At 39.8% G+C, this 26,163-nt stretch carries 29 protein-coding genes; 8 read left to right on the top strand and 21 right to left on the bottom strand.

What is annotated here, in order from left to right:
- The first annotated feature begins 93 nt into the window (after window positions 1-93).
- Window positions 94-237, top strand: a complete 144-nt coding sequence (locus E2R53_RS23140) for a hypothetical protein (protein WP_165970898.1) — start codon at window positions 94-96, stop codon at window positions 235-237.
- Window positions 238-361: 124 nt separating this feature from the next.
- On the opposite strand, the gene E2R53_RS05340 is transcribed toward E2R53_RS23140, so the two are convergent.
- Together E2R53_RS05340 and E2R53_RS23135 are read right to left on the bottom strand one after the other, a co-directional pair.
- Window positions 362-985 (bottom strand): phosphatase PAP2 family protein, encoded by a 624-nt coding sequence (locus E2R53_RS05340; protein ID WP_133310722.1) that lies wholly within the window; start codon window positions 983-985, stop codon window positions 362-364.
- A gap of 24 nt (window positions 986-1,009) precedes the next feature.
- Entirely contained in the window at window positions 1,010-1,153 is a 144-nt protein-coding gene (locus E2R53_RS23135) for a hypothetical protein (RefSeq protein WP_154319387.1), read from the bottom strand.
- Between the two features lie 303 nt (window positions 1,154-1,456).
- Here E2R53_RS23135 and E2R53_RS05335 point away from each other — a divergent pair, with 303 nt between their 5' ends.
- Window positions 1,457-2,230 carry a glycerophosphodiester phosphodiesterase gene (locus tag E2R53_RS05335; RefSeq protein WP_133310721.1) on the top strand — a complete coding sequence of 258 codons (774 nt, stop codon included), beginning with the start codon at window positions 1,457-1,459 and terminating at the stop codon, window positions 2,228-2,230.
- 46 nt (window positions 2,231-2,276) lie between these two features.
- On the opposite strand, the gene E2R53_RS05330 is transcribed toward E2R53_RS05335, so the two are convergent.
- From E2R53_RS05330 to E2R53_RS23130, 8 genes are all read right to left on the bottom strand, one after another.
- Window positions 2,277-3,119, bottom strand: coding sequence for a sulfite exporter TauE/SafE family protein (locus E2R53_RS05330; RefSeq protein ID WP_133311169.1), 843 nt, complete (start codon window positions 3,117-3,119; stop codon window positions 2,277-2,279).
- Between the two features lie 208 nt (window positions 3,120-3,327).
- Window positions 3,328-4,368 carry a class I SAM-dependent methyltransferase gene (locus E2R53_RS05325; RefSeq protein ID WP_133310720.1) on the bottom strand — a complete coding sequence of 347 codons (1,041 nt, stop codon included), beginning with the start codon at window positions 4,366-4,368 and terminating at the stop codon, window positions 3,328-3,330.
- A gap of 857 nt (window positions 4,369-5,225) precedes the next feature.
- Window positions 5,226-5,456 carry a hypothetical protein gene (locus E2R53_RS05320; RefSeq protein WP_133310719.1) on the bottom strand — a complete coding sequence of 77 codons (231 nt, stop codon included), beginning with the start codon at window positions 5,454-5,456 and terminating at the stop codon, window positions 5,226-5,228.
- A gap of 98 nt (window positions 5,457-5,554) precedes the next feature.
- Window positions 5,555-5,842: a hypothetical protein gene (locus E2R53_RS05315; RefSeq protein WP_133310718.1), complete on the bottom strand. Its 288-nt coding sequence runs from the start codon at window positions 5,840-5,842 to the stop codon at window positions 5,555-5,557.
- Window positions 5,843-6,030: 188 nt separating this feature from the next.
- Window positions 6,031-6,495, bottom strand: coding sequence for a helix-hairpin-helix domain-containing protein (locus E2R53_RS05310; RefSeq protein WP_133310717.1), 465 nt, complete (start codon window positions 6,493-6,495; stop codon window positions 6,031-6,033).
- Between the two features lie 79 nt (window positions 6,496-6,574).
- The gene (locus tag E2R53_RS05305; protein WP_133310716.1) at window positions 6,575-7,345 is read right to left on the bottom strand and encodes a sporulation protein; all 771 of its coding nucleotides are present in this window, start codon (window positions 7,343-7,345) and stop codon (window positions 6,575-6,577) included.
- Window positions 7,332-8,150 carry a serine/threonine protein kinase gene (locus E2R53_RS05300; protein ID WP_133310715.1) on the bottom strand — a complete coding sequence of 273 codons (819 nt, stop codon included), beginning with the start codon at window positions 8,148-8,150 and terminating at the stop codon, window positions 7,332-7,334. Before E2R53_RS05300 ends, E2R53_RS05305 begins: the two co-directional genes overlap by 14 nt.
- The gene (locus tag E2R53_RS23130) at window positions 8,150-8,314 is read right to left on the bottom strand and encodes a hypothetical protein (RefSeq protein WP_165970897.1); all 165 of its coding nucleotides are present in this window, start codon (window positions 8,312-8,314) and stop codon (window positions 8,150-8,152) included. The genes E2R53_RS05300 and E2R53_RS23130 overlap by 1 nt, the downstream gene beginning before the upstream one ends.
- A gap of 99 nt (window positions 8,315-8,413) precedes the next feature.
- On the opposite strand from E2R53_RS23130, the gene E2R53_RS05295 reads away from it, so the two are divergent.
- Window positions 8,414-9,499 carry a DUF2515 family protein gene (locus E2R53_RS05295; protein WP_133310714.1) on the top strand — a complete coding sequence of 362 codons (1,086 nt, stop codon included), beginning with the start codon at window positions 8,414-8,416 and terminating at the stop codon, window positions 9,497-9,499.
- Window positions 9,500-9,714: 215 nt separating this feature from the next.
- Here the strand turns inward: E2R53_RS05295 and E2R53_RS05290 are convergent, their stop codons facing one another.
- Window positions 9,715-9,891 (bottom strand): YozD family protein, encoded by a 177-nt coding sequence (locus E2R53_RS05290; RefSeq protein ID WP_133310713.1) that lies wholly within the window; start codon window positions 9,889-9,891, stop codon window positions 9,715-9,717.
- A gap of 150 nt (window positions 9,892-10,041) precedes the next feature.
- Between E2R53_RS05290 and E2R53_RS23125 the strand changes: the two genes are divergently transcribed.
- Entirely contained in the window at window positions 10,042-10,215 is a 174-nt protein-coding gene (locus E2R53_RS23125; RefSeq protein ID WP_165970896.1) for a hypothetical protein, read from the top strand.
- Here E2R53_RS23125 and E2R53_RS05285 read toward each other — a convergent pair.
- Entirely contained in the window at window positions 10,212-10,838 is a 627-nt protein-coding gene (locus E2R53_RS05285; RefSeq protein WP_435796778.1) for a hypothetical protein, read from the bottom strand. The two genes, E2R53_RS23125 and E2R53_RS05285, sit on opposite strands and share 4 nt — an antisense overlap.
- Before the next feature lie 239 nt (window positions 10,839-11,077).
- Here E2R53_RS05285 and E2R53_RS05280 point away from each other — a divergent pair, with 239 nt between their 5' ends.
- Window positions 11,078-11,200 carry a DUF4023 domain-containing protein gene (locus E2R53_RS05280; RefSeq protein WP_133310711.1) on the top strand — a complete coding sequence of 41 codons (123 nt, stop codon included), beginning with the start codon at window positions 11,078-11,080 and terminating at the stop codon, window positions 11,198-11,200.
- A 612-nt stretch (window positions 11,201-11,812) separates the two neighbouring features.
- Here E2R53_RS05280 and E2R53_RS05275 read toward each other — a convergent pair.
- The 7 genes from E2R53_RS05275 to E2R53_RS05245 all read right to left on the bottom strand — a co-directional run bounded on the left by E2R53_RS05275 (window position 11,813) and on the right by E2R53_RS05245 (window position 18,395).
- Window positions 11,813-12,526, bottom strand: coding sequence for a YwaF family protein (locus E2R53_RS05275; RefSeq protein ID WP_133310710.1), 714 nt, complete (start codon window positions 12,524-12,526; stop codon window positions 11,813-11,815).
- Between the two features lie 107 nt (window positions 12,527-12,633).
- On the bottom strand, window positions 12,634-13,428 hold the full coding sequence (locus E2R53_RS05270) for an ABC transporter permease (protein ID WP_286166076.1): 795 nt from the start codon (window positions 13,426-13,428) through the stop codon (window positions 12,634-12,636).
- Between the two features lie 13 nt (window positions 13,429-13,441).
- Entirely contained in the window at window positions 13,442-14,230 is a 789-nt protein-coding gene (locus E2R53_RS05265) for an ABC transporter permease (protein ID WP_286166075.1), read from the bottom strand.
- A gap of 12 nt (window positions 14,231-14,242) precedes the next feature.
- The gene (locus E2R53_RS05260; protein ID WP_133310709.1) at window positions 14,243-15,238 is read right to left on the bottom strand and encodes an ABC transporter ATP-binding protein; all 996 of its coding nucleotides are present in this window, start codon (window positions 15,236-15,238) and stop codon (window positions 14,243-14,245) included.
- Window positions 15,239-15,377: 139 nt separating this feature from the next.
- Window positions 15,378-15,911 (bottom strand): DUF6886 family protein, encoded by a 534-nt coding sequence (locus E2R53_RS05255; RefSeq protein WP_133310708.1) that lies wholly within the window; start codon window positions 15,909-15,911, stop codon window positions 15,378-15,380.
- Window positions 15,912-15,951: 40 nt separating this feature from the next.
- Window positions 15,952-16,422, bottom strand: a complete 471-nt coding sequence (locus E2R53_RS05250; RefSeq protein WP_133310707.1) for a DinB family protein — start codon at window positions 16,420-16,422, stop codon at window positions 15,952-15,954.
- 116 nt (window positions 16,423-16,538) lie between these two features.
- Complete coding sequence (locus E2R53_RS05245; RefSeq protein ID WP_133310706.1) at window positions 16,539-18,395, bottom strand: LTA synthase family protein; 1,857 nt, start codon at window positions 18,393-18,395, stop codon at window positions 16,539-16,541.
- Window positions 18,396-18,694: 299 nt separating this feature from the next.
- Here E2R53_RS05245 and E2R53_RS05240 point away from each other — a divergent pair, with 299 nt between their 5' ends.
- Window positions 18,695-21,757 (top strand): efflux RND transporter permease subunit, encoded by a 3,063-nt coding sequence (locus tag E2R53_RS05240; protein WP_133310705.1) that lies wholly within the window; start codon window positions 18,695-18,697, stop codon window positions 21,755-21,757.
- Window positions 21,758-21,838: 81 nt separating this feature from the next.
- Window positions 21,839-22,384 (top strand): GNAT family N-acetyltransferase, encoded by a 546-nt coding sequence (locus E2R53_RS05235; RefSeq protein WP_133310704.1) that lies wholly within the window; start codon window positions 21,839-21,841, stop codon window positions 22,382-22,384.
- 121 nt (window positions 22,385-22,505) lie between these two features.
- On the opposite strand, the gene E2R53_RS05230 is transcribed toward E2R53_RS05235, so the two are convergent.
- Window positions 22,506-23,666: an MFS transporter gene (locus E2R53_RS05230; RefSeq protein ID WP_133311166.1), complete on the bottom strand. Its 1,161-nt coding sequence runs from the start codon at window positions 23,664-23,666 to the stop codon at window positions 22,506-22,508.
- 235 nt (window positions 23,667-23,901) lie between these two features.
- Here E2R53_RS05230 and E2R53_RS05225 point away from each other — a divergent pair, with 235 nt between their 5' ends.
- Window positions 23,902-24,384: a hypothetical protein gene (locus tag E2R53_RS05225; RefSeq protein WP_133310703.1), complete on the top strand. Its 483-nt coding sequence runs from the start codon at window positions 23,902-23,904 to the stop codon at window positions 24,382-24,384.
- 93 nt (window positions 24,385-24,477) lie between these two features.
- On the opposite strand, the gene E2R53_RS05220 is transcribed toward E2R53_RS05225, so the two are convergent.
- Window positions 24,478-25,995: a LysM peptidoglycan-binding domain-containing protein gene (locus tag E2R53_RS05220; protein ID WP_286166074.1), complete on the bottom strand. Its 1,518-nt coding sequence runs from the start codon at window positions 25,993-25,995 to the stop codon at window positions 24,478-24,480.
- Between the last annotated feature and the right edge of the window lie 168 nt (window positions 25,996-26,163).

Genomic DNA, 26,163 nt, shown 5'->3' with positions numbered 1-26,163 from the left:
CCGATTTATCCAGCATCTTATACATGAAATTTATTTACTGTAGTGAAAATCGCTCATTATGTGAAAAATAGAATGGACAAGGAGGGATTACTTTTGGGCAAAAAACACCGCAATCGCATCAATGGACAGAAAAAGAACAATCACATACCGCCTGAAGCAATTGAAGCAGAGGAAAATGCACACGGCAAAGAAGAAACTTCAGCCAAACGTAAAAATGGGCCTGGCCATAACCTGTAAACTAAAGAAAGGCAGCGATGTCAGATCGCTGCCTTTTTCATTACTTAACCCCATGCTTAAGTCCCGCTTCTGGCCATCACCTTATGTATTAAATGGAAAACAGCAAATTTCCAATTTCCTTCATCTAAGCTGGTCTAGTTTTGTCAATTTTAGAATTTATCGTTTCATACATTTTTATTAAGATAAGAAGCCATACCATTCCTGCCGAAAATCCCGCCAATATATCGAATAAGTAATGAACGCCAAGGTAGATCCTGCTTGTTCCGATTAATCCTACCAGTATAGCGGTCATACTGATCCACCATTTTCTTTTGTGGTCCTTTGCAGAAGTGCCCTCAAGAATTAAATAGCAAAGAAAGCCATAAAATGCAGTTGAATTCATCGCATGACCGCTTGGAAAGCTGTAATGAGCGGCATGGATGACGGCATCAAACGATGGTCTTTCACGTTGAAAAAAATCCTTCAGCTCAACATTAATAAAGCGAATGGAATAAAATGTGCCCCATAAAAAGAAAACAGACAAAAATTTTCTGAAAAACAAAAGAAAAATGGATGCGATTATCATGAGGGGATATATCACTTTTATCGAACCAATATCACTGACGGTAATAAAAAAAGAAGTAAACTCGTCATTGCGAAATACTTCTGCACCTCTCACAACCGAATTATCCAGCATCTGAACGACATCCATCCGGTAAAGTACAGCGAAAAATAAAAATAGAAAAAGAAAAAGTGCTATATTTTTCAATGTTTCTCCTCCCCCGCTGCATCCCTAGATTTTTTTATGTTTTTTTTGTTCTTTATGTCCAGGAGCCGGCTTTGCTTTATGCGCAATCTCAGCTGAAAACTCTTCCTGATGCTTCGCAGGCTGTTTTTTCGCCTTTTGCTCAGCACTATTTTGATGTTTATGCGCCATACTGTTCCTCCTTTCAAGAAAAGCGCAAGCGCCAAGGCCCGATCCGACAGGCAGAAAAGGATCCTGCAGAAAAGTCCGGGTCCCGGCTTTTTTGGCGGATCCGTTCTGACCGAGGATCTAGGCGCTTCTGCTCGCCAACGATGCGCAAATCATATAATTTTTGATACTATAAAAACGTTGTCACCCTTTTATGTTTTCATAAAGACGCAGAAACATTCACATAAACGCTTTGTACATTAATGGCATATAGTAGGATAAAAGACTCAAATTCAGTAAGAAAGGGTGATTTAACTGAGATTTCTCGTGACCCTCATCTTTTTTCTTTCTTTTATTGTACATTATGCCTTTGCTGCAGATTCACAAGCTGCAGGCGGAAATCTCCTGATTGCACACAGAGGACTCTCTTCGCAGGCCCCCGAAAATACGATGTCATCGTTTGACAGGGCCGCCCGTGAAGGTTTTGATATGATTGAGCTTGATGTTCAAATGAGCAAAGACAAACATTTAATCGTGATGCACGACCTCTCCCTCAAAAGAACAGCAGGTCTTGATGAAAAAATAGCAGATCTGACGCTGAAAGAGCTGAAGAATCTTGATGCTGGCTTTTGGTATGACGAATCGTTTGAAGGTGAGCAAATACCTACTCTGGATGAGGTATTTATAAAATATAAGAATGACCATCATCTGCTGATTGATTTAAAACGCCCTTCTTTATATCCAGGCATTGAAAAAGTCTTAACTGATTCGATTTTAAATGCCTACTCTCCCCGCGAATTTTCTTTGCTTTCCATACAATCCACTGAACTAAAGAGCATCATGCTTTTAAACTCATTGCTGCCGCAAATAAACAAAGGACTCGTCATTTCCTATCCAATTCCCTATCATCAGTTAAACGAGCTAGGTGCAGAAATTGAGTTTATCACTCTGCACAAACGGTGCCTGAATCTTTATTTTTATCAGCAGGCAAAGCGGGCGAAGCTGACTTTGTATATTTGGGGCATACACAATAAATATGATTATAGGAACGTAAAAAGACTAGCTGTAGATGGTGTTGTTGTGAGGGAAAGGTTTGATTAGCAGTCAGAAAGGCAAATCCCAGTATGGCATATGTAAAAAAATCCGCTCAATTAGAACGGATTTTTTTTAGGCGGGTGATAACGGACGCTGCCATTCTTATGTATAATAACCCTATAAATAGAAACAGAATGACCATTCCCAATACCTCAAACCCAATCAGTTTCATTCCAACGCTTATTGCTGTGAAAAAATACAGCATCCCAAGAAGCAATTTCATTTCTGCATGTTCAAATTTGTCTGTCATAAAAGCTCCGGCCTGCGCCCCTGCAAGTCCTCCTGCAATCAGAAAAGCCCCAGTCGATAATTCAATCGGAGATTTAACGAAATATGTAATAAAGCCTATGCTGACAATAAATAAAACACTTAGAAGACTTGTCCCTATTGCATCTTTTGGCTGAAAACCGGATAACGAAATCAACAGCGGCACGATGATAAACCCTCCTCCGACACCAAGCAGGGTTGAGATAAATCCGCCTATTGCACCAGTAAGAATCAAAAGCACAATTGCCCATTTCTTAATTGGCTTTCCTTTACTGTTCTTCGTTTTCTTCCTAAATAGCAGGCTCCAGCCAAAATAACTCAACAGGAAAATATATGCCAGCGGAATCACAGCATCATCATAACCATGTTGATTTAAGAAATAAACGAAAGGATTGGCTGCCTGTGTTGCTGCCATCCCGCTTAAACCAATAATGAAAGCTTCTTTCCATCTCACATTTTTCATTTTAAGATGCGCAAACATTCCCGAAAGCGATGTTCCGATTGTATATAATAAACTGATTGTTATGGCTGTGATTGGCTCTGTATTCATCAGCAGCAGGACAGGCGTCAAAATAAAACCTCCCCCAACACCAAAAAAACCGGATAAAATCCCAATCAGCAGTCCCATTGCGATAAAAAGAATGAAAATAAGAATCACACCTTAAGGCAGATTTAAAACTCGTCTCTTATTTTATCGATGGGTACTGCAAAAGAAAAGGTCATGCCTTATTTTCAGAATAGAAGTATAATTTTAGAATGAAAATTATGATAGGCGAAAATTCTTCAATGTGCTCATTAAAAAAGGCCGAAATCTTCAGCCATAATCAAACGGTTAGTTAACGCGGTCTGGCAATTATGCCGTTATGGACTTTAATAAAACCATGTCTCAGGATATCGAAACCGTTTTCATAAACATACAGGCCCATTTGCTGAATCGTCATTAATTCCCTGTACGTATGGTTCATGACATCAGCCATTACTTGATAATATAATTTGGACTTCAGCTGAGCTCTTGGAGTTGTTAAAATCGCATATCCCCCATCTTTCAAAAACTTTCTGTGCCAATCAATCGATTCTGGTTTCTGCTCATCCGGAAAATGTTCAATCATCCCAACACTGATGACGATATCGAATTCCTTGCCAAAAGGCAGATTACGAATGTCATCAACTAGATAAGTGATAGTAAAATCATTCTTATACCAAATTTTCGGTGCACCAGTCACGGGGTTTTCACCTAAAAAAGGATAATGCAGAGGAAACTCGGCAAACCGGCTGTCACGGCAAAAAGGATCATAGTCCACCATGACAATTTCACCGCCCGGATACATGGCAGCAAGCTGCATCGCCTCATATCCTTCAGCTGCACCTAAAAATAGAATTCTTGGCTTTGAAACATGCAGCCCCTCAAACAAAGCTCTTTTCCCCCGGGGATCCCAGATGCCATCTTCAATGCGGTGAATATAATTCCAAAGCCTGAGCTTCATAGATTTACCGAGAACTTCCTTTACCTCTGCTGGGCGGAATGCGGCAAAGTTTTTCTTCAGTTCATCGTTTAAAGCATTCATTTCTTCAGGTACATCTTTTACAAACCATTCATGGAACGATTTATTAAAGTACTGCCAGGATGTATGAACGGGCATCGGCTTTTGATTTTCGTTTTCCCATTCCTTTCGATCTTTAGCATATGTTTTGACTTCGTATGGCTTTCCAACGTCTTTCCACGTAAGGAGCGACCAATCCCGAACCAGGTTTGCTGAAAAAAGCTCGTCTTTTTCTTCCTCCGTATAGGTGCGAAGATCAATCTTAAAACTTTCAGATAAAGCCGTTTTTCCAATATCACTTTCTGTAAAGGGACGTACAGCAGCTTCTGCCGGCATGGAAAACCTCCATTGTATTCTGAATTTTAAGTTAATTTTATCAACTTTTCTCCGTATTAGCAATCAATTGTTCAGCGCCCGGCGCTGATGATCAAAGGCTCTTTTCAATTTCTCAAAAGACATGATAACTGATCGTGAGATGTTTTAATTGCATCCACTCATTGTGTGCGAATCTTACCTTTAATTGATTATTTAGAACATGATTTATTTAAACCACATGTTCTCTGTGCTGCCGATTTGGGAGGTCACTATTTTTTGAAAAATAATATAAAACCTTGAAAAACTACGAAAAACAGAGAATTTGGATGATTAGCTAATTGTAATCGCTTTATTTGACCTTATACAGATTATTCTGAATGTTTAGTTATTGTAAAAATTTTGTTAAGATGAACTTACTCACTCATAGGAAGGCGTGATTCCAATGACGACGGTAAGCGAAGCATATCAGAATCACATCTGGCAAAAAATCAGCCTGTGAAAACTGATTTTGAGGTGTGTGGATATGCGGGGAAACGGAAATCTGACTGAGGGGATGATTCCAATGACGACGGTGAGCGAAGCATGCTAAGATCATGATGCAGATGAAAATAGCCCGTGAAACCTATTTTCGCACCATGTGGGCATGTGGGAAAATCAAAAAAGCATACGAATAAACTGATCGAATCCGTGCAAGACATTAATTGAAAGAAATCAATTGATTCAAAGCAACGAATGGTTATTAGTAAGAAAGGAAAGAACAAAAAAGTGAATATGTTTGATTCAAGATAAGACGCTGTTTATGTTCTGTATACATAGACAGCGTTTTGTTATGTGCTTAGAAAAAGACGTTTCTAAAAATAGAAACGCCTTCAGCCGGTCTATTCAGTTGCCTGAGTTTCCATAGACTTATATTCTTCCTCTAAATATTGCAGGAATCGGTCTGCTGCATCATGCACCGGTCCAAATTTCCCCGTGTCCTGAATCCGCTGTTTAGCAGCATCTATATAAGGATAATAAGCAGCCTGAATTTCCAGGTCCTTGATTAATTGCTCCCGCGTTTTATCCAATACTGTATACTTTCTAGTCCAAAGATTCTCACACATATCCACTTTCAACCCTTCCCTTTTTACAAGAAGCACCGAGCTCGCTTCGATTCTCTTTATGTATATAGTTTGCCGATATTAATCTGCGCTGTTTCTGCCCGAGTTTAAACTGTTTCTAATAGTGTCGAAGACAAAAACGGAAACTTTTCAGCAGTTTCTTCGCCGTATTCCTCTGTCAGAGCTGCTGCCAGCATGCTTGAGACCGTTTCTCTTTTTTGAATATCAAATGACACGATTTCATTGGCATTTAACCCAAATGTAAGGCCTGTATGCGTGTAGCCAATAAAAAAGCGGTCAGTCTGCAGGCTTTTAATGACATCTTTTTTCTCTACTCCGAGAGTAACTAAAGATAACTTCCCTTTTTCTGTGCCGATTTCAATTTCGTAGATCATGGCTGCATCCTCCTTAAATTGTAACGCTTTAACAATATCTAATGTTACTGACAAATCGTTTTCATTCAGTTTAGAAATGAATTGTCTTACTATACTATTCGTTTCTTACTGCTCTTTTTTTGTCTGTTCTCTTAAAATGCAGCAGTTTTTCCTGTTGAAAGCATTGATTCAATAGGATTGAAAAGGGCTTATTTCTCATGCCATGCCTTAACAGGGCGGTCAGCAGGGTAACCGAACGTTTCCCTGTATTTTTTGCGCTCCGCGGTAAAATCCCACCAGTTTTTATCACTGTCCGGATGATTCGCATGATGAACCACACATCGCATGACATCTTCTACACAAGGATCCATCCACACTCCGTATTTTTTCTCGAGTTCGTGAACAAGCTCTTCCCCTCTCATGTTCTTTACATGCTCTAAAGAAGAGAAACCAAGGTCCACAGCTAGATTATGGGCAAGCTTTGGGCCAACTGATGGAATAGACTGAAAGACAGCATGTCCGATCAATTCCCGTGCGCGTTCGTTTGGAACATCAATTAAAGCAGCTAATACGTCTGGTTTCATCTCTTTTATCTCAGTTCGTTTTATTTTGTTCTTTCTCAGCTGTTCCGTCTCTTTATTAGTAAGCGGAAGCTTTGGAGATTTTTGTTTCATTTCTGTTCTTCTCTCCTTTTCAGATTAATAAGAAAAGCAAAAAACAGCAGTGATAAATTCTTCACTGCTGTCGCTTTTTTTAACTATACCGCTGAATGACATCTTCAAGCGTTCTTTTGATTGCTGACTGATCCTGGTTGGTAATCATGACTTTTACCAGTGATTCATCCATTTCGAGTGCTTCTGATAAAAAGCCTCCAAGTCCTCTTGCCCGTCGATCTACCTCGAGCAGCAGTTCTACGCCCTGATGGCTTACATTAGAAATAACGACTTCGAGTTCATCAAGCTTCCCGCGAAAAGGCCCTGCGGTAGGATAGAATTCAAATTCCTGAATGAATGGCAGTCTTTTTCGCAAATGATAGGGAGCTGCCTCGTTTTCTACTTTTCTCAAGTTAAAGCCAAGGTCTCTCAGTGCGGAGAAAATGGTTTGCACGATCGGCGTCGGAGCCACCTCTAATAAGTCTTTATCACTCGGGTCAACTGCGCCTTTAATATCAAGGCCAGTTTCAAGCCAAACCTTTGATGAGCCAAGGGTGATCGGTGTATCGGAAGGCAATGGAAATGCAAAAGGAATTTCTTTAATTTCATTGGCCATGATCACAAATGGTTCATTTATTTTCACCTTTGTAATGGTCGCAGTCTGATGGTATTTCTTATCATCTGATTCTTTTAAATAGGTTGTTTGAAGAGACAGATAGATTTCATCGATTTGCTGTTCGATGTTTCCGCCTTGAACGTGAATGATCCCTTTCAGCTCTTCCCCCAAAACAATTTTATCAGAAGCTAAACGTGCATCCACCTTTGCTGCACCTATCCCGACACTTGAAAGAATTTTATTAAAAAATGACATTCTGCTCTCTCCCATCCGCACACTTCAATACTTCCTCCATAAGCTCATCGATTGAATCATATGGCTTCAGAAGCTTGAGCATCCGTTTTATAATTTCTTTGCCGAGTGCTGATAATTCAAGTTCATCTTCCCAGCTTCTGTTCTTTCCGGAAGAAGGAACATAGCCTGAATACAATAAAAAAAGCACGAAATGCCCCAAAGCAAAAAAATCGCTTTGATAGGAAACCTCTCTGAAAAGCACCTTTTCTTCGGAGTATTTTGTTTCCGATTTACATACTTCTTCAGAATCACTCATTCTTCTTGCTAATCCAAAATCAATAATATGAATGGATTGATTTTTCATGAGAATGTTCGGTATTCTTAGATCCCTGTGAACAATTCCATTGTCATGAAGAATCTTTACAGCCTTTAATACTTTCAACAGTATATGAAAGGATTCCTTCTCTCCGAATGATTCTTTCTGAATAAATATTAAATCCTCGAAGGTGTCCCCTTCTGCATATTCCATTGAAATAAAATGTTTCTTTTCCCATTGAAAGGATTCGTAAAAATCGGGAAATGCATCATGACACAGGCTTGATTGAATATCTGCCTCCCGCATGAACGAGTGCAGCCCTTTGCCTGTACGGGCTTTATACGCTCTTAGCTGCTTTACAACGGCATGCTTTTGATCATGAAGATCTTCTGTGAGATACGTAATGCCATAGCTGCCCCTGCCCAGCACTTTTTTTATGTGATATTTTCTGTTAATCGTCTTGCCTGGTTTTAATGGCCTTTCAAAATACTTTAATAAAATGTTGATCATTAACTGCTGTAGGATCTTGAAAAACGGCTGGATCCGGATTTCCGCTTATAATGCTTGTGGCCATATTTAGCAGGATTTGCGTAATGTCTGTTCCTGCGGTCACTGCTGCTGTATCTGCGATGTGATTTTTTCCCTAAAAATGATTTGATCAGTTTTTTTAGCATATTAATATCCCTCTTTCCTTATTTACTACGTTTCATAAGAACAAAAGTTTCAGCTTTTTCATATGTAAGTAGGAGGCACGGATATAGGAGCTGGCTATAATGAATATCCTCCCGCTTTTTAAGAAAAAAGCATTACCTGTCCTTTTACCCAATGCAGAAAAAGTAAACCTGGAAAAAACTCTGTCAGAGTCATTGAAAATGAAAAGTCCCCTTGTACTATATGGTGAGGAAAGACTTGCTGTTCAGGAAATTAGAGCAATGACTGCCGCGCTGAACAGGAACAACCTGACAAGAACAAAAGCTTATATAGCTTTTTATATCAAACACCCTGAAATTCATTGGGCATTTCTTGCACATATGGTGTCAAGAAACGGAGGCTACAGCATGACCGATTTGAAAAATGGACTTGTCGGGCAGTTTCTGCCTGAAAAAGAAATCACCGCTCTTTTTCAATTTCTTGAAACCGCTAACGCCCTCATTTTCCATGATGCCTATCCTCAGCTGCTGTTATACGAAAAAAGCCTGTTATCAGGGAGGCCTCTTTTTCATTTATTGCCGGCATTAAATGTTTCGCGATTTATGAAACCAATATGGGAGCTGTTTTTTAAAAAGAGACAATCTGACGTTCTTACCCTTGCCCTAATTACAAACGAACAAAATTATGTGGAGAAACAGCTGGTGTCAAATTCCTCCATTTTGAAAACATTCCCTTATGCGGTGCAGGAAAAATGCGGACTTACAAAGGTTGTATTTCCTTACAAAAAATATTTTTATGATTCTAAGTATTCACTTGCAGGTACGGAAGTAGAAAACTTTATTAAGCCTGAAGCAAGAATCAAAATAGGCAAGACGCTTTATCAAACGCTTTTCCATCCAGCCGTCTTTGAGGAGGCCTTGTTTTTTTCAAAACATACGCCTCATACAGGCTCCAGAAGCGACTACTGGCCTCACCTCTTCACTCCCAATAAAGAGAAGTTTAAAATTCAGAGCCCAAAACTGCAAGAAGCGTGGGAAGATGTTCCCCACCATTTTCAAAGATACAGTGATTGGCTGCTAAATACAGAGCAGATCTCAGAATTTGATGCATTTCATCAAACAGGCACTTATAAGGACATGACAAAGAATGTAAAAATGGATTTGCTTAAACTAAGCTCACTCCAATTGATTACGAAACAAATCTTATAAAGAAAAGCGGAGCAGACTGTTTAGCCCCGATAGGCAGATAAGGATCTGTCAGTAAAGGCGCTTTTTGCCTTTACTGACAGATCCGTTCTGACCGAGGGGTTAGGAGGCGGAGCTAGACAATAAGAAAAGCGGAATCGCCTTCGCTTGCGCCAGACATCTAAGCACAGAACGGTCAGCCTGATTAAAACTTAAAAAACGACGAGAACTCTCGTCGTTTATTCTATGTCTTCCAAATCTTCATCAATTATGCATTTTTCGAGTAAATAATCGAATGCGATATCTGCTATTGTATCCAGTTCTAGTTCTGAGGGAATGTATCCCCTTTTCGTCAGCTCATTGTAAAAGAATTCTGCCATTTCTTCTGTATCAATAATAACTTCAATTTCTTTCACAACATCGCCCCCTTAGTAATTGTTTATATGTCCCATTTTTCAAAACTATGTCTGGAATGAATAAGCTTTCGGTAAATTTTCTTGTTCATAATCTGTCCCTTCCTGCATACCATGAAAGTAAATGGACAAGCCAAAAAGGAGATGAATGAAATGAAGAACTTACAAGCGGTTTCAAAAAAAGAAGATGGAAACATCTTCCTTCAATTTATAGACGGTGAAGGATTCGATCATTTGCTTGAGCAAACGATTAAATTCCTGCAGGGGGCCATGATCTTCGGGTGTGTGCCGTTTTTTATTTATTTGCTGATTTCATTGCTTTCTTAGTGATCCTTTGTATATTTATTTAAACTGTCGATGATAAAATCCATCATTTCTTTATACTCAGCATCGCCAAAAATTTCGTACAATGATAAATAATCGTTGTATATATCAAGAAGTTCATCAACAATATCTCTTTTGCTCCGCTTTGCTTTGCGAGCAGCCGGTTCTTGCTTTGGCAGCTTTTCTTTGGCAAGGAGCTGATCCATTGCCTTGCTTTCAGGAGAAACAATATGCATCAGGCTCAGCTGCTGCACAAATGTACCTGCCTGTTTTTTTCCCATGACGAATACAAGCTCTTCCTCGGATGCTTCAAGCCATTCCCCGTCGTTGATGCGCATGAGCTCATAGATAATATCTTCCCAGCCATCCTCTGTATATCTCCAGATTTCTGTCCGAAATCCGACAACCTTGAACAATTCTTCATCATAGCCCTTTACTTGAACAATATCTCCAATATGATACTGAAATTCAATTTCTATTTTTTCGGAATCAATCACTTTTCCGTTGTATTCTGAGTAAAGCTGGATCGCGTTTTCAAAGTATAAAATCTCGCTGTGATTCACTTCATATAGATAATGCTGATCGATTTGATGAACGTTTGTGACCGTTCCGACCGTACTATACATAACAATCACGACAATATCACCGACTTTATACTTCGGAATTTTTTTGTTCACTAAAAGATCCTCCTCTGCCGCGATTCATAAAAGTTAGAATAGTATATGCCGTTATACACCAATGCGTAATAGGCAAATCAACAAAGGAATTTCTAAAATAATTTCCAATTTCAACTCATGGTGACTCATTTTTTCACGACAGTTGGAGACAGTAAAAATAAGCAATTATCCAAGGAGGTCAATTATTTATGGAAAACACATCTAATTTCGTTCAGGACTTACACGAAAAACAGCAAAAAGACGAACAAAACAGACAGCACCAGGGCAAAGGAAACCCGGGAAAGAAAAAACCTAATAAGACGAATAAGTAAATAGAAAAGCGGAGCCGACTGTTTAGCCCCGACAGGCAGATAAGAATTCACCCTAAAAGTCCGGGTTTGACTTTTTGGGTGAATTTGTTCTGACCGAGGGGTTAGGAGGCGGAGCTGGACAATGTGTATTACGAAATCCCCGTTTAGCACAGACAGGCAGATAAGGATCAGCCAGTGAAGGCGCTTTTTGCCTTTGCTGGATGATCCGTTCTGACCGAGGGGCTAGGAGGCGGAGCTGGACAATGTGTATTACGAAATCCCCGTTAAGCTCCGACAGACGGATCCGTTCTGACCGAAGGGTTAGGAGGCGGAGCTGGACAATAAGAAAAACAAAATCCCCCAAAAAGTTCTGTTTTGACTTTTTAGGGGATTTTGTTTTCTCATACTAATCGGACAGAAAATCATTCCGCGCAGTCATCTAGGAGATTTATGGAAAAAAGATAGTATTTCCACTAAATTGGCAAGTATCTTACCAAAACCTGCAAGTAAAAGAGGCATTTTGGAAAGTATTTCACTCGTTTCAGCAAGTAAATCTTCTTACCCCGCATGTGTTAAATCACACCTGAAATGGATATTGATACTATCAGCATGTCTGTTATCCTACCATCTCCATCAAGACCTTTGTTCCTTAATCTTTATAAAACCATATAAAAAGAGAAAACTCGCAATCATAATAGCCTCCATCCATAGCAAATACCACGGCCAACCCCCAAGGTAATCTAAAAGTGAGGCATTCTCAGGTTTTTTCATGATATATAAATAATTTGAGCCGATTATTTTATTAAAAAGATAAATACAGCCGGCATATCCATTGACGATCAGCACCGAAATCCATAAAGAGCGCCAGGATGGAAGAAAGTGATAGCACACAATCATAAACATGCATGCAAGAATCACTCCTCCATGTGACAAAAAGAAAACGATATATTGAAAATGAGGAAAAGAAAACGGCCCAAGGTCCGGTGTAAGTATGGCCTGAATCGAGCTTGCAATTCCCGCGAAATACAGAAACTGAAACATTCTGAAGCTTTTCGCCATCAGCATAATGATGGCCAGGAGAACAGCAAGATCACTGAGCTGAAGCGGAAGTGAAGATTTGAGTGTCCATGCCCTTTCGCTTATCAGCCACAGCTGCTGCACAAACATGAAAAGAAAAAGAATAACTGCTAATGCAATACGCAAGGGGCCTCTTATTAAATTTACCCTTTCCTTAAAAACAACTAGAAGAGCAGTCAAAAATACGATGATAGCCAATGTCCAGATATGTTCCGCTGAAAACAAACGGAAATCTTCAAGCTTAGGGTCGTGCTGAAAGTATTCATTCATTCATGCCACTCCCTTTTTCTCAATAGTTTGCGGCAATAGCGAAAAGTCTATGCTGAAAAGCAGGGCAAAAAAAACGAGCTGACCCAAAGTCAGCTCATAATCCTCTATTACGTTCCTGTACTCGCATATGCCCGAAGACCGTAAAGCCAGAATACATAAGCAAGTGCGATGCTCCCGACTCCAACCAGAGGCGAGACTGCACCGACAAAAGTGTAGCCATTCCGGTCCAAAAACCACGCTGCCGGATAAAAGGCAGTAAAACCATAGGGAATGATCCATGTTAAAAATACGCGAATGGTTTTGTTATATATGGTAAGCGGGTATTTCGCAAATTCACTTAAATTAAAAACCGCATAGACAACAGGAAGACTATCAACCATCCAAAACGAAAACGTGGCAAAGAATAAATTAATGGCGATGTAGATCAGACCGCTTGAGATAATCATTACAACAAGCATGACCCAATCCATCATCCCGAATGCAAGGTCCAAATGTGGAAAAGCAGCTGCCAAAATAATGATTCCAATGGCGAGCTGTCCGAGACCATCCTGCTGCAGTCTGTCAGCACAGACATGGAACAGCGGATTGATCGGTCTGATCAGCAGCCGGTCCATTTGCCCCGGGCGGATATACTGCCAGCCAAGAGTCCATAAATTGTCAAAGAAAATATGATGCAGCGATCTTCCCGCAGCTGCGATTCCATAAATAAATAAGATTTCATAAAATGTCCAGCCATTGATTTGCTCAATATGGTCGAAGACAACTTTTACAAAAAAGATGCTTGCAAACTGCTGCAGCATAACGCTGATCACACCGATAAAAAAATCCACTCTGTACTCCATCATTACTTTTATATGATTTTTTGCAAAAATATAATATAGCTTTGCGTAGCGTTTCAGCACAAATCCGCCCCCTTTACCCGCCAAAAATCGTTACCTTTTTAATTGCCTGAGCCCAAATCAGCTTCATGACAAGGAACATCCCAAGACACCATCCAAGCTGGATCAGCACCGCCATATATGCATCTTGCCCATCAATAATCCCTGTATATATAGACACAGGCGTGAATACCATCGCCTGAAACGGCAAATAAGAGCTGATTGTCTCAAGCCATCCTGGAAAAAGAGTAATTGGAACGAGTGCACCTGAGAAAAATGTAATAACCCCTTCTTTCAAAACCCGAAGACCCCATACGTTTACTGTCCAAAATGCGACAATCCCGATCATCAAATCAAAAAATGTTCCAATCCAAATGCCAAGACCGGCACTGATTACAAATAAACTCGCAGCTTCAGGCGAAGCAGGCATTGTAATATGTATAAAGATAAATGCGATGACCATCAGCGGAAGGGTTTCTCTGAATAAGTGAGTAATTTTTCCTCCAAAGTCCATAAAAATCAGTTTAAAAATCACATCATAAGGCCTCATTAGTTCAATGGCGATATTTCCATGCCTAATTTCTTGTGCAAGCTCATTGCCTGCACCTGATACGTAGCCTTGAATGAACATCGCAACAACGATGTAGGTCAGCATATCCTGAAGCGTCAGATTTTGGATCGTGTCCTTGCCCGCATATACGGCATGCCAGAAATAAAACATAATCATCAGGCGCATGACAGATGAGATCGTTCCGGACCAATACCATGCAGAATACGCTGTATTGATCTGCATTTGGGATTTGGCGAACATCAAGTATTTTGTCAACTCTCACACCCCCTAAAGTCCGCGGTTATATATTTCTTCCACAATCGTCTCTATCTTTGGATCATTTAACGAAAGATCGATAATTTCATTTTCAGCAAGAACGGCTGAAATCACTTCTGATGCAGAGATTTGTTTTTGTGAAAAAGCAAGAATCACTTTCTGCTGCTGTTCCTCATCAATCAAGCTCATTTCCACCCGTTCTTTTAAAGACTGGGGATATGAAAATGATTGTACATTTCTTACTTCAAAATGGATTTCTCTCTTCGCTGCAAACTTGTCTTTAATGGCATGCAAATCCCCATCATATAAAATTGCACCATTATCGATGATAATGATTCGATTGCAGATTTCTTCAATGTCCTGCATGTCATGTGTGGTAAGCAGAACAGTCGTTCCAAAGCGTGCATTCATTTCTTTTATAAATTTGCGGATTCTCACCTTTACTGCAACATCAAGACCAATGGTCGGCTCATCCAAATAAACGACATCAGGTCTGTGCAAAAATGCAGCCGCAAGCTCACATCTCATTTTTTGCCCCAGTGAAAGCTGTCTCACGGGAATGGACAGCAGCGGTTCCAGCTGAAGCACCTCTGTAAATAGCCCCAGTGTCTCCTGGTACTGCTCTTCCGGAACTTCATAAATGTGCTTCAGCAAATCAAACGACTCTGATACCGGAATATCCCAAAACAGCTGGGTCCTTTGGCCAAAAACGGCGCCAATCTGTTTTGCATTTTGTTTTCTGTTTTTATAGGGAACAATTCCTCCTACCTTTACTTCACCGGAAGAAGGCGTCAGAATGCCTGTCAGCATTTTTATTGTTGTCGACTTTCCTGCTCCATTAGCTCCGATATAACCAATCATTTCCCCTTTTTCAATCTTAAAATTGACCCCTTTTACAGCTGTCTTCGTCATATAAGTCCGTTTGAAAAGGGATTTCATCGCGCCTCTAAGACCCGGATCCCGTTTCACCAGCTTATATTCCTTCTTTAAATCTCTCACTTCAATCACCGTTTGATTCCCCCTTTCAGAATCAGAGTCTCAATTTAACTATAAAATTATAGAATGATTTGAAATTTTTGTAAATCATTTATTAAACGATTACATTAGCTTTTTCTACTAAAAAAGAGCGGAATATTAAATCCCGCTCTTAGTCATTCCCTAGCTGTTCTTTTCCGCCCGCATTTCGAAATCTGATGATTGAAAAATCCAATGAGGATGCAAGTATACGATTTCGGATCGGATACAAGTTTGGCGTAAATCTAAGCTCAACCTTTTCTTTCGTAATCTTATCAAGCAAATCTCCCGCAGGCTCAACCTTCAGAGGTTTAACCTCTTTAAAGGAAATATAGTATCCAGCCGTTTTCGCTTCTTCAAACAACTCAAACGATTCAGGGCTAAATGAATATATAAAGAGGTTTGTGCTCCGCAGCTTACCGAGCCATGAGTTTTCAATGACAATAATTTTATCGGTACTCGTCTCTGCAAAAAAACTCTCTGAATCCTCTTCCTTCGTTTTTTCCCCCTTCCAATAAATAACTCTTGGACAATCGCGCGGAAAATAATAGTGAAGTGCGTGCTCCTGATCTATTGCCCAGACTGCTGGATGAAGGTTTGGAAAAGAGGATGATTGCCTCGGTTTAAATATTTCTATAGAAGGATCTTCACTAAAGTGATACAGCATATATTTAGGGCTCCTATTCTTTTTTTGAATGCTGGGCTCCCTACTCAAACATCATCACCCCAGGATCTTTGTCATAACAATGCACGAGCATCGCGTGCAGCTGACCGCGGTGATGATACAGATGAGCTGTAATTTCCAGCAGCCATTCAAACCGGGTATAGACTGTTCCCCAATAGGAAGTCATTTCGCGGTGAAGGTCAGATTCCTTAAATTGACTGAACCGCTCTGCTAAAATACCGTAATTCTTAATTAGCCCGCCTTTTAAATCTTGAAGATTCTTTAATGCAGATGCAGAATAAAAAGCAGTCATCTCTTCCCCGCTTGCTCCTTCAGATATGAGCAGATCTGCTTGACAGATCATTGCGATGTGTTCGAGCAGTTCTCCGATTGAATGCTTGTCAGCTGTCGGCCTTTTCATCAGATCACTATCTTCCAGCGTATCCATGATTTTAATAATCGTTTCAATGGCCACTTCAATTTGGTGCAAGGCATTTTCAACATATGGATTCAAGCGTCAAACTCCTCCCCAGCGATTTACCACTTTTCATTAATTATCGGCTAATTCCCATTCCTCTACAAGAAAAAAAGCCGCTCTATTCGTTAGAATAAAGCAGCTGATTCAAAAGGTTAATATAGCTTGTGAATTAAATCATTTTCTAAAAACATCGTTGATAATCCGATGTCTTTATACAACTTGTTGTAGCTCTCTCTGCATGCCTCAATGTCTGTTTCTTTTTGAGTTTGATTATCAATGCATTTACCAGATGAAAAGACCCCATCATGTGAAGCGATGTAATCATAGTCATCCGAGTAGAAAGAATAGCGGGTCGTCTCATATGCAAAGCCTGCAAAGCCTTCATGTTCAGCATCAAGCGGTTTCCCAAACTGAATCAGCTTCTGATCGATTCCAAGCAATGATGTAATCGTTGGAAAGATATCCATCTGACTCGCAGTAACTTCATTGACGATTCCCTCTGTCTGCTCGGGGTGATGAATGATCAGCGGGATGTTGAATTGTTCTTTTTCATTAAAATCAACACCAAGCAGCTTGTTGATTTCCTCTTTATCCATTGGGAGCGGTCCATAGTGATCGCCATACACAACAAAGATTGTATCATCCCACAGGTTTTTTTCTTTCAAATCTTCGATAAATAGACCGATTGTCTCATCGAAGTATTTTACAGCCTGCAAATAATGACCTGTATTTGTACCTTCAAATCTTTTTGGAAGATTTAAATATTGATAATCTTTCGGCATAACAAACGGACGATGGTTTGTCAGCGAGACAATGAAGTTATAGAAAGGCTTTTTCTCTTCTGTGTATATCTCAGCCATTTGATGAAAAATGCTTTCATCTGAAATACCAAGCCCAATCAGTTCATCGGCTTTAATTTTCGGATGATTCTTATGATAAAACGTTTGATATCCCTGTTCCGGATATGCTTGATGACGATTCCAGAAATCGGGATCATTGCCATGTGTCGCACTTGTTGAATAGCCTTCACGCTTTAAAACATTTGCGAGTGACATGTATTCATTAAAAGGATAAGCATTATATACACCTTTAGGCGCCATCGGATACAAAGAATTATTGGAAACAAATTCAGCATCAGACGTGTTTCCGCGGCCTATTTGCAGATATGCGTTCGGATAATAATGACTTTCTCCAATCAATTTATTCAGATTTGGCGTAACCTCTTCCCCGTTCACTTTCATTCCAATCGGAAACGTGTTTAAAGATTCCGCTTGAACAACGACAACGTTTTTCCCTTTGAATTTACCGTAATAAGGTGACTCTTTCTGCAGTTCCTGATTTTCATTAAAGTAAGCCTGCAGTTCTTTTACTTGTTTTTTGTCATTCATGAAGGTTTCCCTGGCAAAAGCCTGTTTCAGCATATTTTGTTTTAAATCGTAAATGTGCGCTGGCAGAATGCCTGTCAGGGAAACCTTATATTGATCGGAAAAAGTGTCTTTCAAAGGATAAAATGACGTGAATAATAGTGCTGCAGCCCCAGCGGCAAAAGCAATTCTGCTGAAAGCTTTACGTGGTTCATCCTGTTTGATCACATAATAGAAGATTAATAAAACAGCAAAGAGCACGACATCAATCCAGTAATAATAATCGGCCGGATAGACAAGGGATATTATCGAATCTTTCACATGGCCTAACTGATCAGCCTGTCCAAGCAGCTTCACGTTTAAAATGGCATCATAATACCGTTCATACACAGCGTCTGCATATAGCAGAAAAGATAGAATGAAATAGATGATGAAAGCGGTGATGAATTTAAATTTCGATCTTCCAGTTACTAAGAGGCTCGTTAAACATAATGCAAAACCGGCAGAGGCAAGCAGGATATATTTCTTATGGGGTGATAATTCCAGTTCGTTTACAAAGTACAGGGTTTTGAACATCCAAAAGATCGTAACAACCCCTATGCTCACAAGAAAAAGCACCATATTCTTTCTGTTTATCGATGACAATCTATATTCACACCTTTTCGTAGATTAATAGAAAAATAGATCTTTATATTCAGTTAATCATATCAAAGCAAGGTAGCTTTATAAAGATATATTTAACAAAAACTTAACATTCCTTTACAAATAGTTAAAGTATGTGAAATCTATTGTTTACATAGGCGTAAACCCCTAAACCAAATAAAGATTTATTCTTATACAAAAACTTCACAAAACTTTAACACATTTAGGAATGAAAATTGAATAAATTTTATGATATAGTTTTCTTAGTCAAATTTGACCAAAGAATAAGGAGGACACCATTTATGTTCGAAAGCTTTCTCAAACGGGGAAAATTAATCATTATTTTATTTTTCGTCATTATATTAGTTGGAGGATATTTATTTTATCAGCTTCCAAAATGTGAATTGCCGGAGTTTTCCGCCAATATTTTATCCATTTCAACTGTTTATCCGGGTGCGGATGCCGAGGCTGTTGAAAGTGATGTGACGGAAGTTTTAGAAGACGCTCTCAAAAATTTAGAAGGCATTGAAAGCATAAACTCCGTTTCCGCACAAGAATTTTCAAATGTCATCATTGAAGTGGATGACAGCGGGGATTTTGAAAAAATATCAGGTGAGATTAAACAAAAAGTCTCAGACAATGTCTCAAAACTTCCAGAGGATGCGTTTGATCCTGAAGTGAAAAAGGCTGCCACAGGACTGCCGGTCGGTTCCTATATGTTTACTGCAGATAGTTCGGAATCATTAAAAGAGAGTCAAGAGGAAATTCTCAAATTAAGAGAAAAGGTTCAGGGTCTTGACGGTGTATCAGGCGTGACGATTAAGGGCTTTAAAGAAAAAGAAGCCCTCTTAAAGCTTGACAGTGATGAGTTAGCTGAAAACGGACTGAACGTATCAGCGATTATTGAGGCTATCAATAATGAGTATAAAACAACGCCACTCGGTGAAACAAAACAAGACGGAGAAAATGTCCGCCTTTCGCTGAATCAGTACAAAGATATCGAACAAATTAAGGAGCTTGCCGTTCAATCTCCGATTACGAAAGAACTAATACAGGTCGGCGATCTCGCGGAACTTGCTTTTGAGGAAAAAGACCAGGCAGATATTGTTTCTTACAACGGTAAACCTGCCTACTCGTTTACAGTCACGATTGACTCAGGACTTGATATTCCTGCTGCTTTTACTAAAGTAGACGAAGAAATCAAGAATGAACTGAATTTGCCTGAAGGAGTAGAGCTCGAAACGTATTACTCGCAAAAAGCAGATGTTGATACAATTTTTGATGATTTGATCAAAGAGGCAGTTATTGCGGTTCTTGCCGTTATTTTGATTACAACTCTTGGATTAACATTAAGCGGAGCGTTTATCGTTTCTCTCGCCATCCCTTTATCCATTACCTTGGGGACAATACCGCTTCCCTTTCTTGATGTTGATTTGAACCAAATTTCAGTGATTGGTCTAATTATCGCACTAGGGATATTGGTAGATGATGCCATTGTTGTCAATGATAATATACTGCGGCAATATAAGCTTCAGAAAAACGGAAATGCCCTGCAGGCAACTAGAGATGGCGTGAAAGAAGTGTGGGGATCGATTGTCACGTCAACGCTAGCCGTCGTTTTTGCCTTCTTGCCGCTTACCTTGCTGTCAGGCTCGAATGGTTCCTTTATCCGGTCCCTTCCGTCCGTTCTTATCTTAACGGTTGTGGCATCTATGATCATCTCTCTGACACTTGTTCCGGTTTATCAATATGCTGTAAATAAGAAAAGCATACGCTCAAGTGAGAAAGAGCCGGGCTTTTTAGGAAAGCCGCTTAAAAAACTGTCCGACTTTTACGCGGATACTCTCCTAGCGAAAATTGTAAAGCGTCCAGTCATAATAGGCGTGGGAGGAATTGTCGCCACATCTTTGATCTTTTTGCTGGCGTTCTACGTTCCGTTTGAGTTTTTCCCATCAGCCAATAAAAAAGAAGTAACGGTTACTGTCACAATGCCCACAGACTATACGCTCGAAGAAACTAACAGTGTTTTAGAAGAGCTGGAAAAAGATTTGCTTGAGATTAAAGAAACCGAAGAAACAGCGATTTTTGCCGGTACCGGCGTACCTGGCCTCTTTAGTGAAACGGTTGAAAATGCAGGTCCAAACACAGGTCAAATTGTTGCACGTATTGATAATGAAGCCGTGACAGCTGATCAATATATAGAAGAAAACACAGACGGACTCAGGGAAAAATATCCTGATGCAGAAATTTTCTTAACCACAATCGTACAGGGTCCTCCGACAGGCGCACCTGTAACTGTGAAAGTAAGCGGTGAGGATTTTAACAAGCTGAATGATATTAAAAATGAGCTTGCAGGTGAAATTCAGGAAGCTGACAACGGCTTGATTATTGATAATGTAAAAGCACCCCTGTCATCAATCCAATATAATCTTGACCGTGATGCTTTAACTGAAAATGGTTTAGATCCAACATTCATCAGTGATCAAATACGTTTAGTAACAGAAGGCCTCCCTATGGGCACCTTCAAGTCCGATAATGAAAACATTGATTTAGTGATTAAGCAGGATACAGAAATTCATCAGGAAGGTATACAGCTTGATGAAATCGAGGTTCCTCTTCAAACGGAAGGTCCTGTTCCGCAAACAGCGCCGCTCAGCGACTTTGTGGATACAGATACAATTGAACAATATCAAACGATTCCCCGTGAAGATGGCGAACGGACCATTACACTTAAAGCATATCCGGGTGAATCGGAAACGTTTAAAGAAGACGTTGCTGCGATTGTGGATGAGTTTAAAGATCGATATACAGATGAAGGCTACAGCCTGACCCTTGGGGGAGAAAATGACGATCAGACTCAGTTCTTTATTGAAATCAGTCTGCTCTTCCTAGTCGTACTCGTCCTGATTTACATTACGATTGCGTTCCAGTTTAATTCCCTTTCCCTGCCGCTGCTTGTCCTTGGAACGGTTTACTTAGCGGTAGCCGGAGCTGTCGCGGGACTGTTTGTGACACAAACTCCATTCAGTTTCATGGCAACAATGGGCATCGTCTCGCTTGCAGGAATTGTAGTCCGAAACTCTGTCGTCCTGTTTGAATTTATTGAACAGCGGATCAAAGCGGGCTATGACCGTACAGAAGCTGTAATGGAAGCCGGAAGAGCAAGAATACGTCCTATCCTTCTGACGGCATTTACTGCTTTAGTGGCTCTTTTGCCTGTAGCATTCAGCAACGACCCATTATTTAAGCCGCTTGCAATCAGCATCGTATCCGGAGTCCTCTTCTCAACGATTCTGACGCTGCTGATCGTTCCTGCTTTATATATAGTAGTTGATAAGCTCCGTGCGAAAAGAAGAAAAGTATAATGGACAAGGCTGCCTATTATTGGCAGCCTTTTTGTTTCATAGTATAGTAAAAGAATAGAAAATCAGATTGGGGGATCTACTTTGTTCGTACATATAATAGATGAGGAAGTTTCATTAAAATTAATGGATGTAAACGATGCAGAAAAGCTGTTCAGCCTCACTGATCAATCAAGACAGCACCTGCGAGAATGGCTTCCATGGCTTGATTTCACAACAAAACAGGAAGATACAAAATCCTTTATTGAAGGCTGTCTGCGTGCACATGCAGAAAATAAAAGTCTGAATGCAGTGATTTTATATAAAGGAGAACTCGCAGGAACAGCAGGCTTCAACCAAATCAACTGGTCGAATAAAACTGCTTATATCGGCTATTGGCTAGGGTCAGAGTTTCAGGGCAATGGCATCATGACAAAAGTTGCCGGAGCATTGACCGATCTAGCCTTTGAGGAATACGGCTTGAACAAAGTTGAAATCCGGGCGGCTGTAATGAACAGTAAAAGCAGAAGCATTCCTGAACGGCTTGGCTTTGTGCATGAAGGAACCATCAGACAAGCTGAATGGCTCTATGATCATTTTGTCGACCATGCCGTTTATGGCATGCTTGCTGAAGAATGGAACCAGAATTAAGAATAGGGAAATCGCCCGTCTAGCGCAGGCAGATAAATAAGGAAACGCCATGAAACTTCATTTTCTTAATTACTTTCTTAAATCAAAAAGCACCTGACTGAGTCAGGTGCTTTCTTCTAGTTTAATAAGTAGAGGCGGCTGTCTGTTTTTTTTGCATCCTTCTACCCTTTCCTTCTAAAAGAGTAAGAATCACAGGTACGATCAGAAAAATGCTTGAAATCTGAAAAAGAACCGCTGTTTCAAGAAATTGAGCCAGCAAGCCGAAAACAATTCCGCTTAAACCTATCCCAAAATCAATTGCAGAGAAAAACATTCCATTTGCCACACCCCTGCGGTTATCAGGCGTTTTTGAAAGTGTCCATGACTGCAGAGTCGGAAGCAGGGAACCAAATCCAATTCCAAATAAGATACCCGCAATGGCAATTCCTGCATTGGTGTGAGAGAAAGAAAGTGCCCACATACCTGCAAAGGTCAAAGCGCTGCAGACGACGATCAGTCCCTTAGGTCCTCTGTCGTCAAACCACTTTCCTGCAATTGGTCTTGAAATCGAAGCCATGACCGCATTAAAAAGATAGAAAATGAAAATCTGGTCAATGCCCCGCTCTTCACCGAAAATCACAATAAATGTCACAACAGAACCATATCCGAACGTTGCAATCATTGTAATTAAAGCCGGATACCAGCTTGTTTTTTCAACGAGCGAACCAAGATAAGAGAATTTCAAATCTTCTTTTTTGGTCAGTCTGACCGTTTCAGGGGTATAGTAACGAACTGCTGCTAAAAGAATAATCGCAATGATTCCAAGAGCACAGGAAATATAGATTAAATTGTTAAACGTTGTAACACCGAATAAAAAGATGCCGAGGCTTGGCGCAATAATCATGCCGAGTGTTACAGAAAGACCAAAATACCCCATTCCTTCGCCAAGACGGGATTTTGGTATCACATCCACCGCCGCCGTCCCGTTTACTGTGGTTGAAAAACCCCAGGCAAGACCATGGATGAACCTGAACATCAGGAAAATAAGAATCACATTTGAAATTGGGTAAAAAATGGTGATCACAAGAAGCGCCGCAGCTCCAATCAAAACAAGCGGCTTTCGTGCTTTATATTCAAGCATGTACCCGATAAACGGACGGCTGAGAACAGCTCCTATTGAAAATAAAGCCGTCACTAATCCAATCTCCAGACCCGTTGCTCCCAATGATTTAATATAAGGCGGAAGTGTGGGAATCAGCATCTGAAACGACATAAAAATAAATAAGTTTCCAAGCATAAGCATAACAAACGACTTCGTCCAAAGAGGTGCTTTCGTTAAATGATTCACTGTATCTCTCCTAAGTTAATTGAATACCATATAAATTTATTTCGGATTACTAAATAATATCACAATCAAAGAAGCTATGAAATCAAAAAGTTTTACTCTTAATCTGGCTGTTAATACCAATTAAAAGGATTTTTGACCTTTGAGAAAGAAATAATCTATTAAAATATTGTTTTCACAGGAGAAGATGAGGTTGAGATTGAAATGTCTTGTTCTTTTAATTTTTCTATTGCTTATTGGATGTTCTGCTAATGAAGATCACTTAAAATGGTTTGCTACGAAAGAAGAAGCCATTAAAAATGGTCTAAAAGAAGAAGACTTATCAGCAGGCAATCTTTTAGGGGAAATACAATCAGACGGGGAACTGTTTGTTTTTTTCAAAAGAGAAATGAATGATGGAGAAACAGCAGGCGTTGTCCACTTAAGAGAATCTAATGGAAAATATGCATGGTATAAAACCAATGCTGAGGTACAGGTCAAGTATAAAGATAGAAAAAAAGCACCCCATGTCTCATTTGAATTAAGAACTCATTCAGACAAAGCTTATAAAGCCTATTTTGGAAGCGCTGATTCAGCTGACATGGCCATTTCAACAGATTATGGACCAGAGGTTACCCCGGAAATTGATAAAGAAAGTCAAATTTATTTTTGCATTGTTCCAATGAATAATTACTAAGGAATGGTTCTTTAAATTCACAAAAAACGGATACCAAACGCTGTGCAATTTGGTATCCGTTTTCTCTGTATTATGTTTTCATCTTAATATCCATCATTCATTAAAGTGATAAACATCCCAAATATCCGAAGTTTCTGAGCCTATATACCAGGCAGCTGCTCCGCCTAAGTGATTTTCCTTCATCATTTTCATTCTAAGCTCAATGGATTTCTTGTCTTCTATCCACAGTTGATGTTTTTCGCCTTTTTCAGTAAATTGGACATAATGTTGTGAAGCCTTTTGGTCCCATACTTTTTTAAGTCCTTTAGAGGAAATGATCTTATTGACTTCTGACATCGTGCGGTCGATGCTTCTCAATTTGTTAGAAGATAAGTCTGTCACCCATTCTCTTGTATAAAACGGAACAGCGAGAAGGATTTTATGTGAGGGAACATCTTTCATTAAGAGCTTAATGCCTTCTTCCACCCACGGAAGGGAAGCAACTGAACCAGCTTTTGGCCCCCCGCCCCAATGCTCATCATACCCCATCATCACAATATAATCGGCTATTTTGCCGAGTTCTTTTCGGTCCAGGCTTCCAGACCAGAATGGGTCATCGCTCGTTCTTGTTACATCGACAGAAACAATGATTCCATGAGGCTTCAGGGCTGTTTTTAATTCCCGGATAAAAGATACATATTCCTGTTTGTTTTTTATATCAATGTTTTCGAAATCAACATTTATTCCATCGCTTTTGCTAGTGATTAATGCAGTCTGAAGCGCAGAAATTAGTTTTTGTCTTTTTTGAGGATTCCCTATGATGGAATCTGTCAGAATGGGGTCAAAGCTGTTGCCAAGGAGCGGCCAGACTTTTTTCCCGGCAGCATGTGCTGCATCTGAATAGGCAGAATCCATTTTAATAGAAACACCTGTTTCCGATTGATTTAACGTAAACCATCGCGGTGAGACAACATTTAGATTGCGTTTGTTTTTCATCTGCTGAATGTAGGTATTGGCTGTTCCATTAAAACTCCATCCCATCACGACACGTTTGCTGTTTTTAACTTGAAGCTGCGATTTTTTAATCCAGCCTTTTTTTCCGCCGAGCAGCTGCACTTCATAATAATACACAGGGATTTTTAATTTTTGGCCAATTTTAAGCTGAGCTGTCTTTAAACCATTAAGCTTGGTAACATCATTGACTGTTACTTTATATTTGTTCGAAATTTTCCACAGAGTATCGCCTGAGATCACTTGATGAACTTGAACGGTCTGAGGAATCTTCAGTAGTTGTCCATGAGAAATCGCATCATTTTTTAAACCATTCAATTGTTTCAGTTCATGAACGGTTGTTCCATATTGATTGGCTATTTTCCATAATGTATTTCCTCTGACAACTTTATATGTTATCGCATCGGCCGAGTCACCGGCTGCAGATTGAATAAGAGGATATTCATCTCCTTTTTCCAGAACAGCTGCCACTTTCGAGCTCAATTTTGGAGAAGAATAAACATTGACGCTGTTTCCTTTTACAGATCCGATTTGCTGAATATTGGACTCAGCTTTGCCTGAAAGAGGCATCTGATTTAAAATCAGGAATAAAACTAGTAAACTGCTAAAAACCTTTCTCACTGCTTCATCTTCCTTCTGTTATCTTTTAACATATAAAAGTAATCATACTCCTGGAAGATATGATATGAATAGTGGGATTTAGTGGGGATTTTTATGAGAAAAAATCAAATCAAAAAACAAGATCCTTTTTCGGAATCTTGTTGTTGTTCTTATCATTTCTCAAAAACA

Source organism: Peribacillus frigoritolerans (assembly GCF_004358755.1).
Lineage (GTDB): Bacteria > Bacillota > Bacilli > Bacillales > Bacillaceae > Bacillus_P.
The sequence above is the reverse complement of the archived record's forward strand: the minus strand, read 5'-3'. Positions and strand labels throughout refer to the sequence as shown.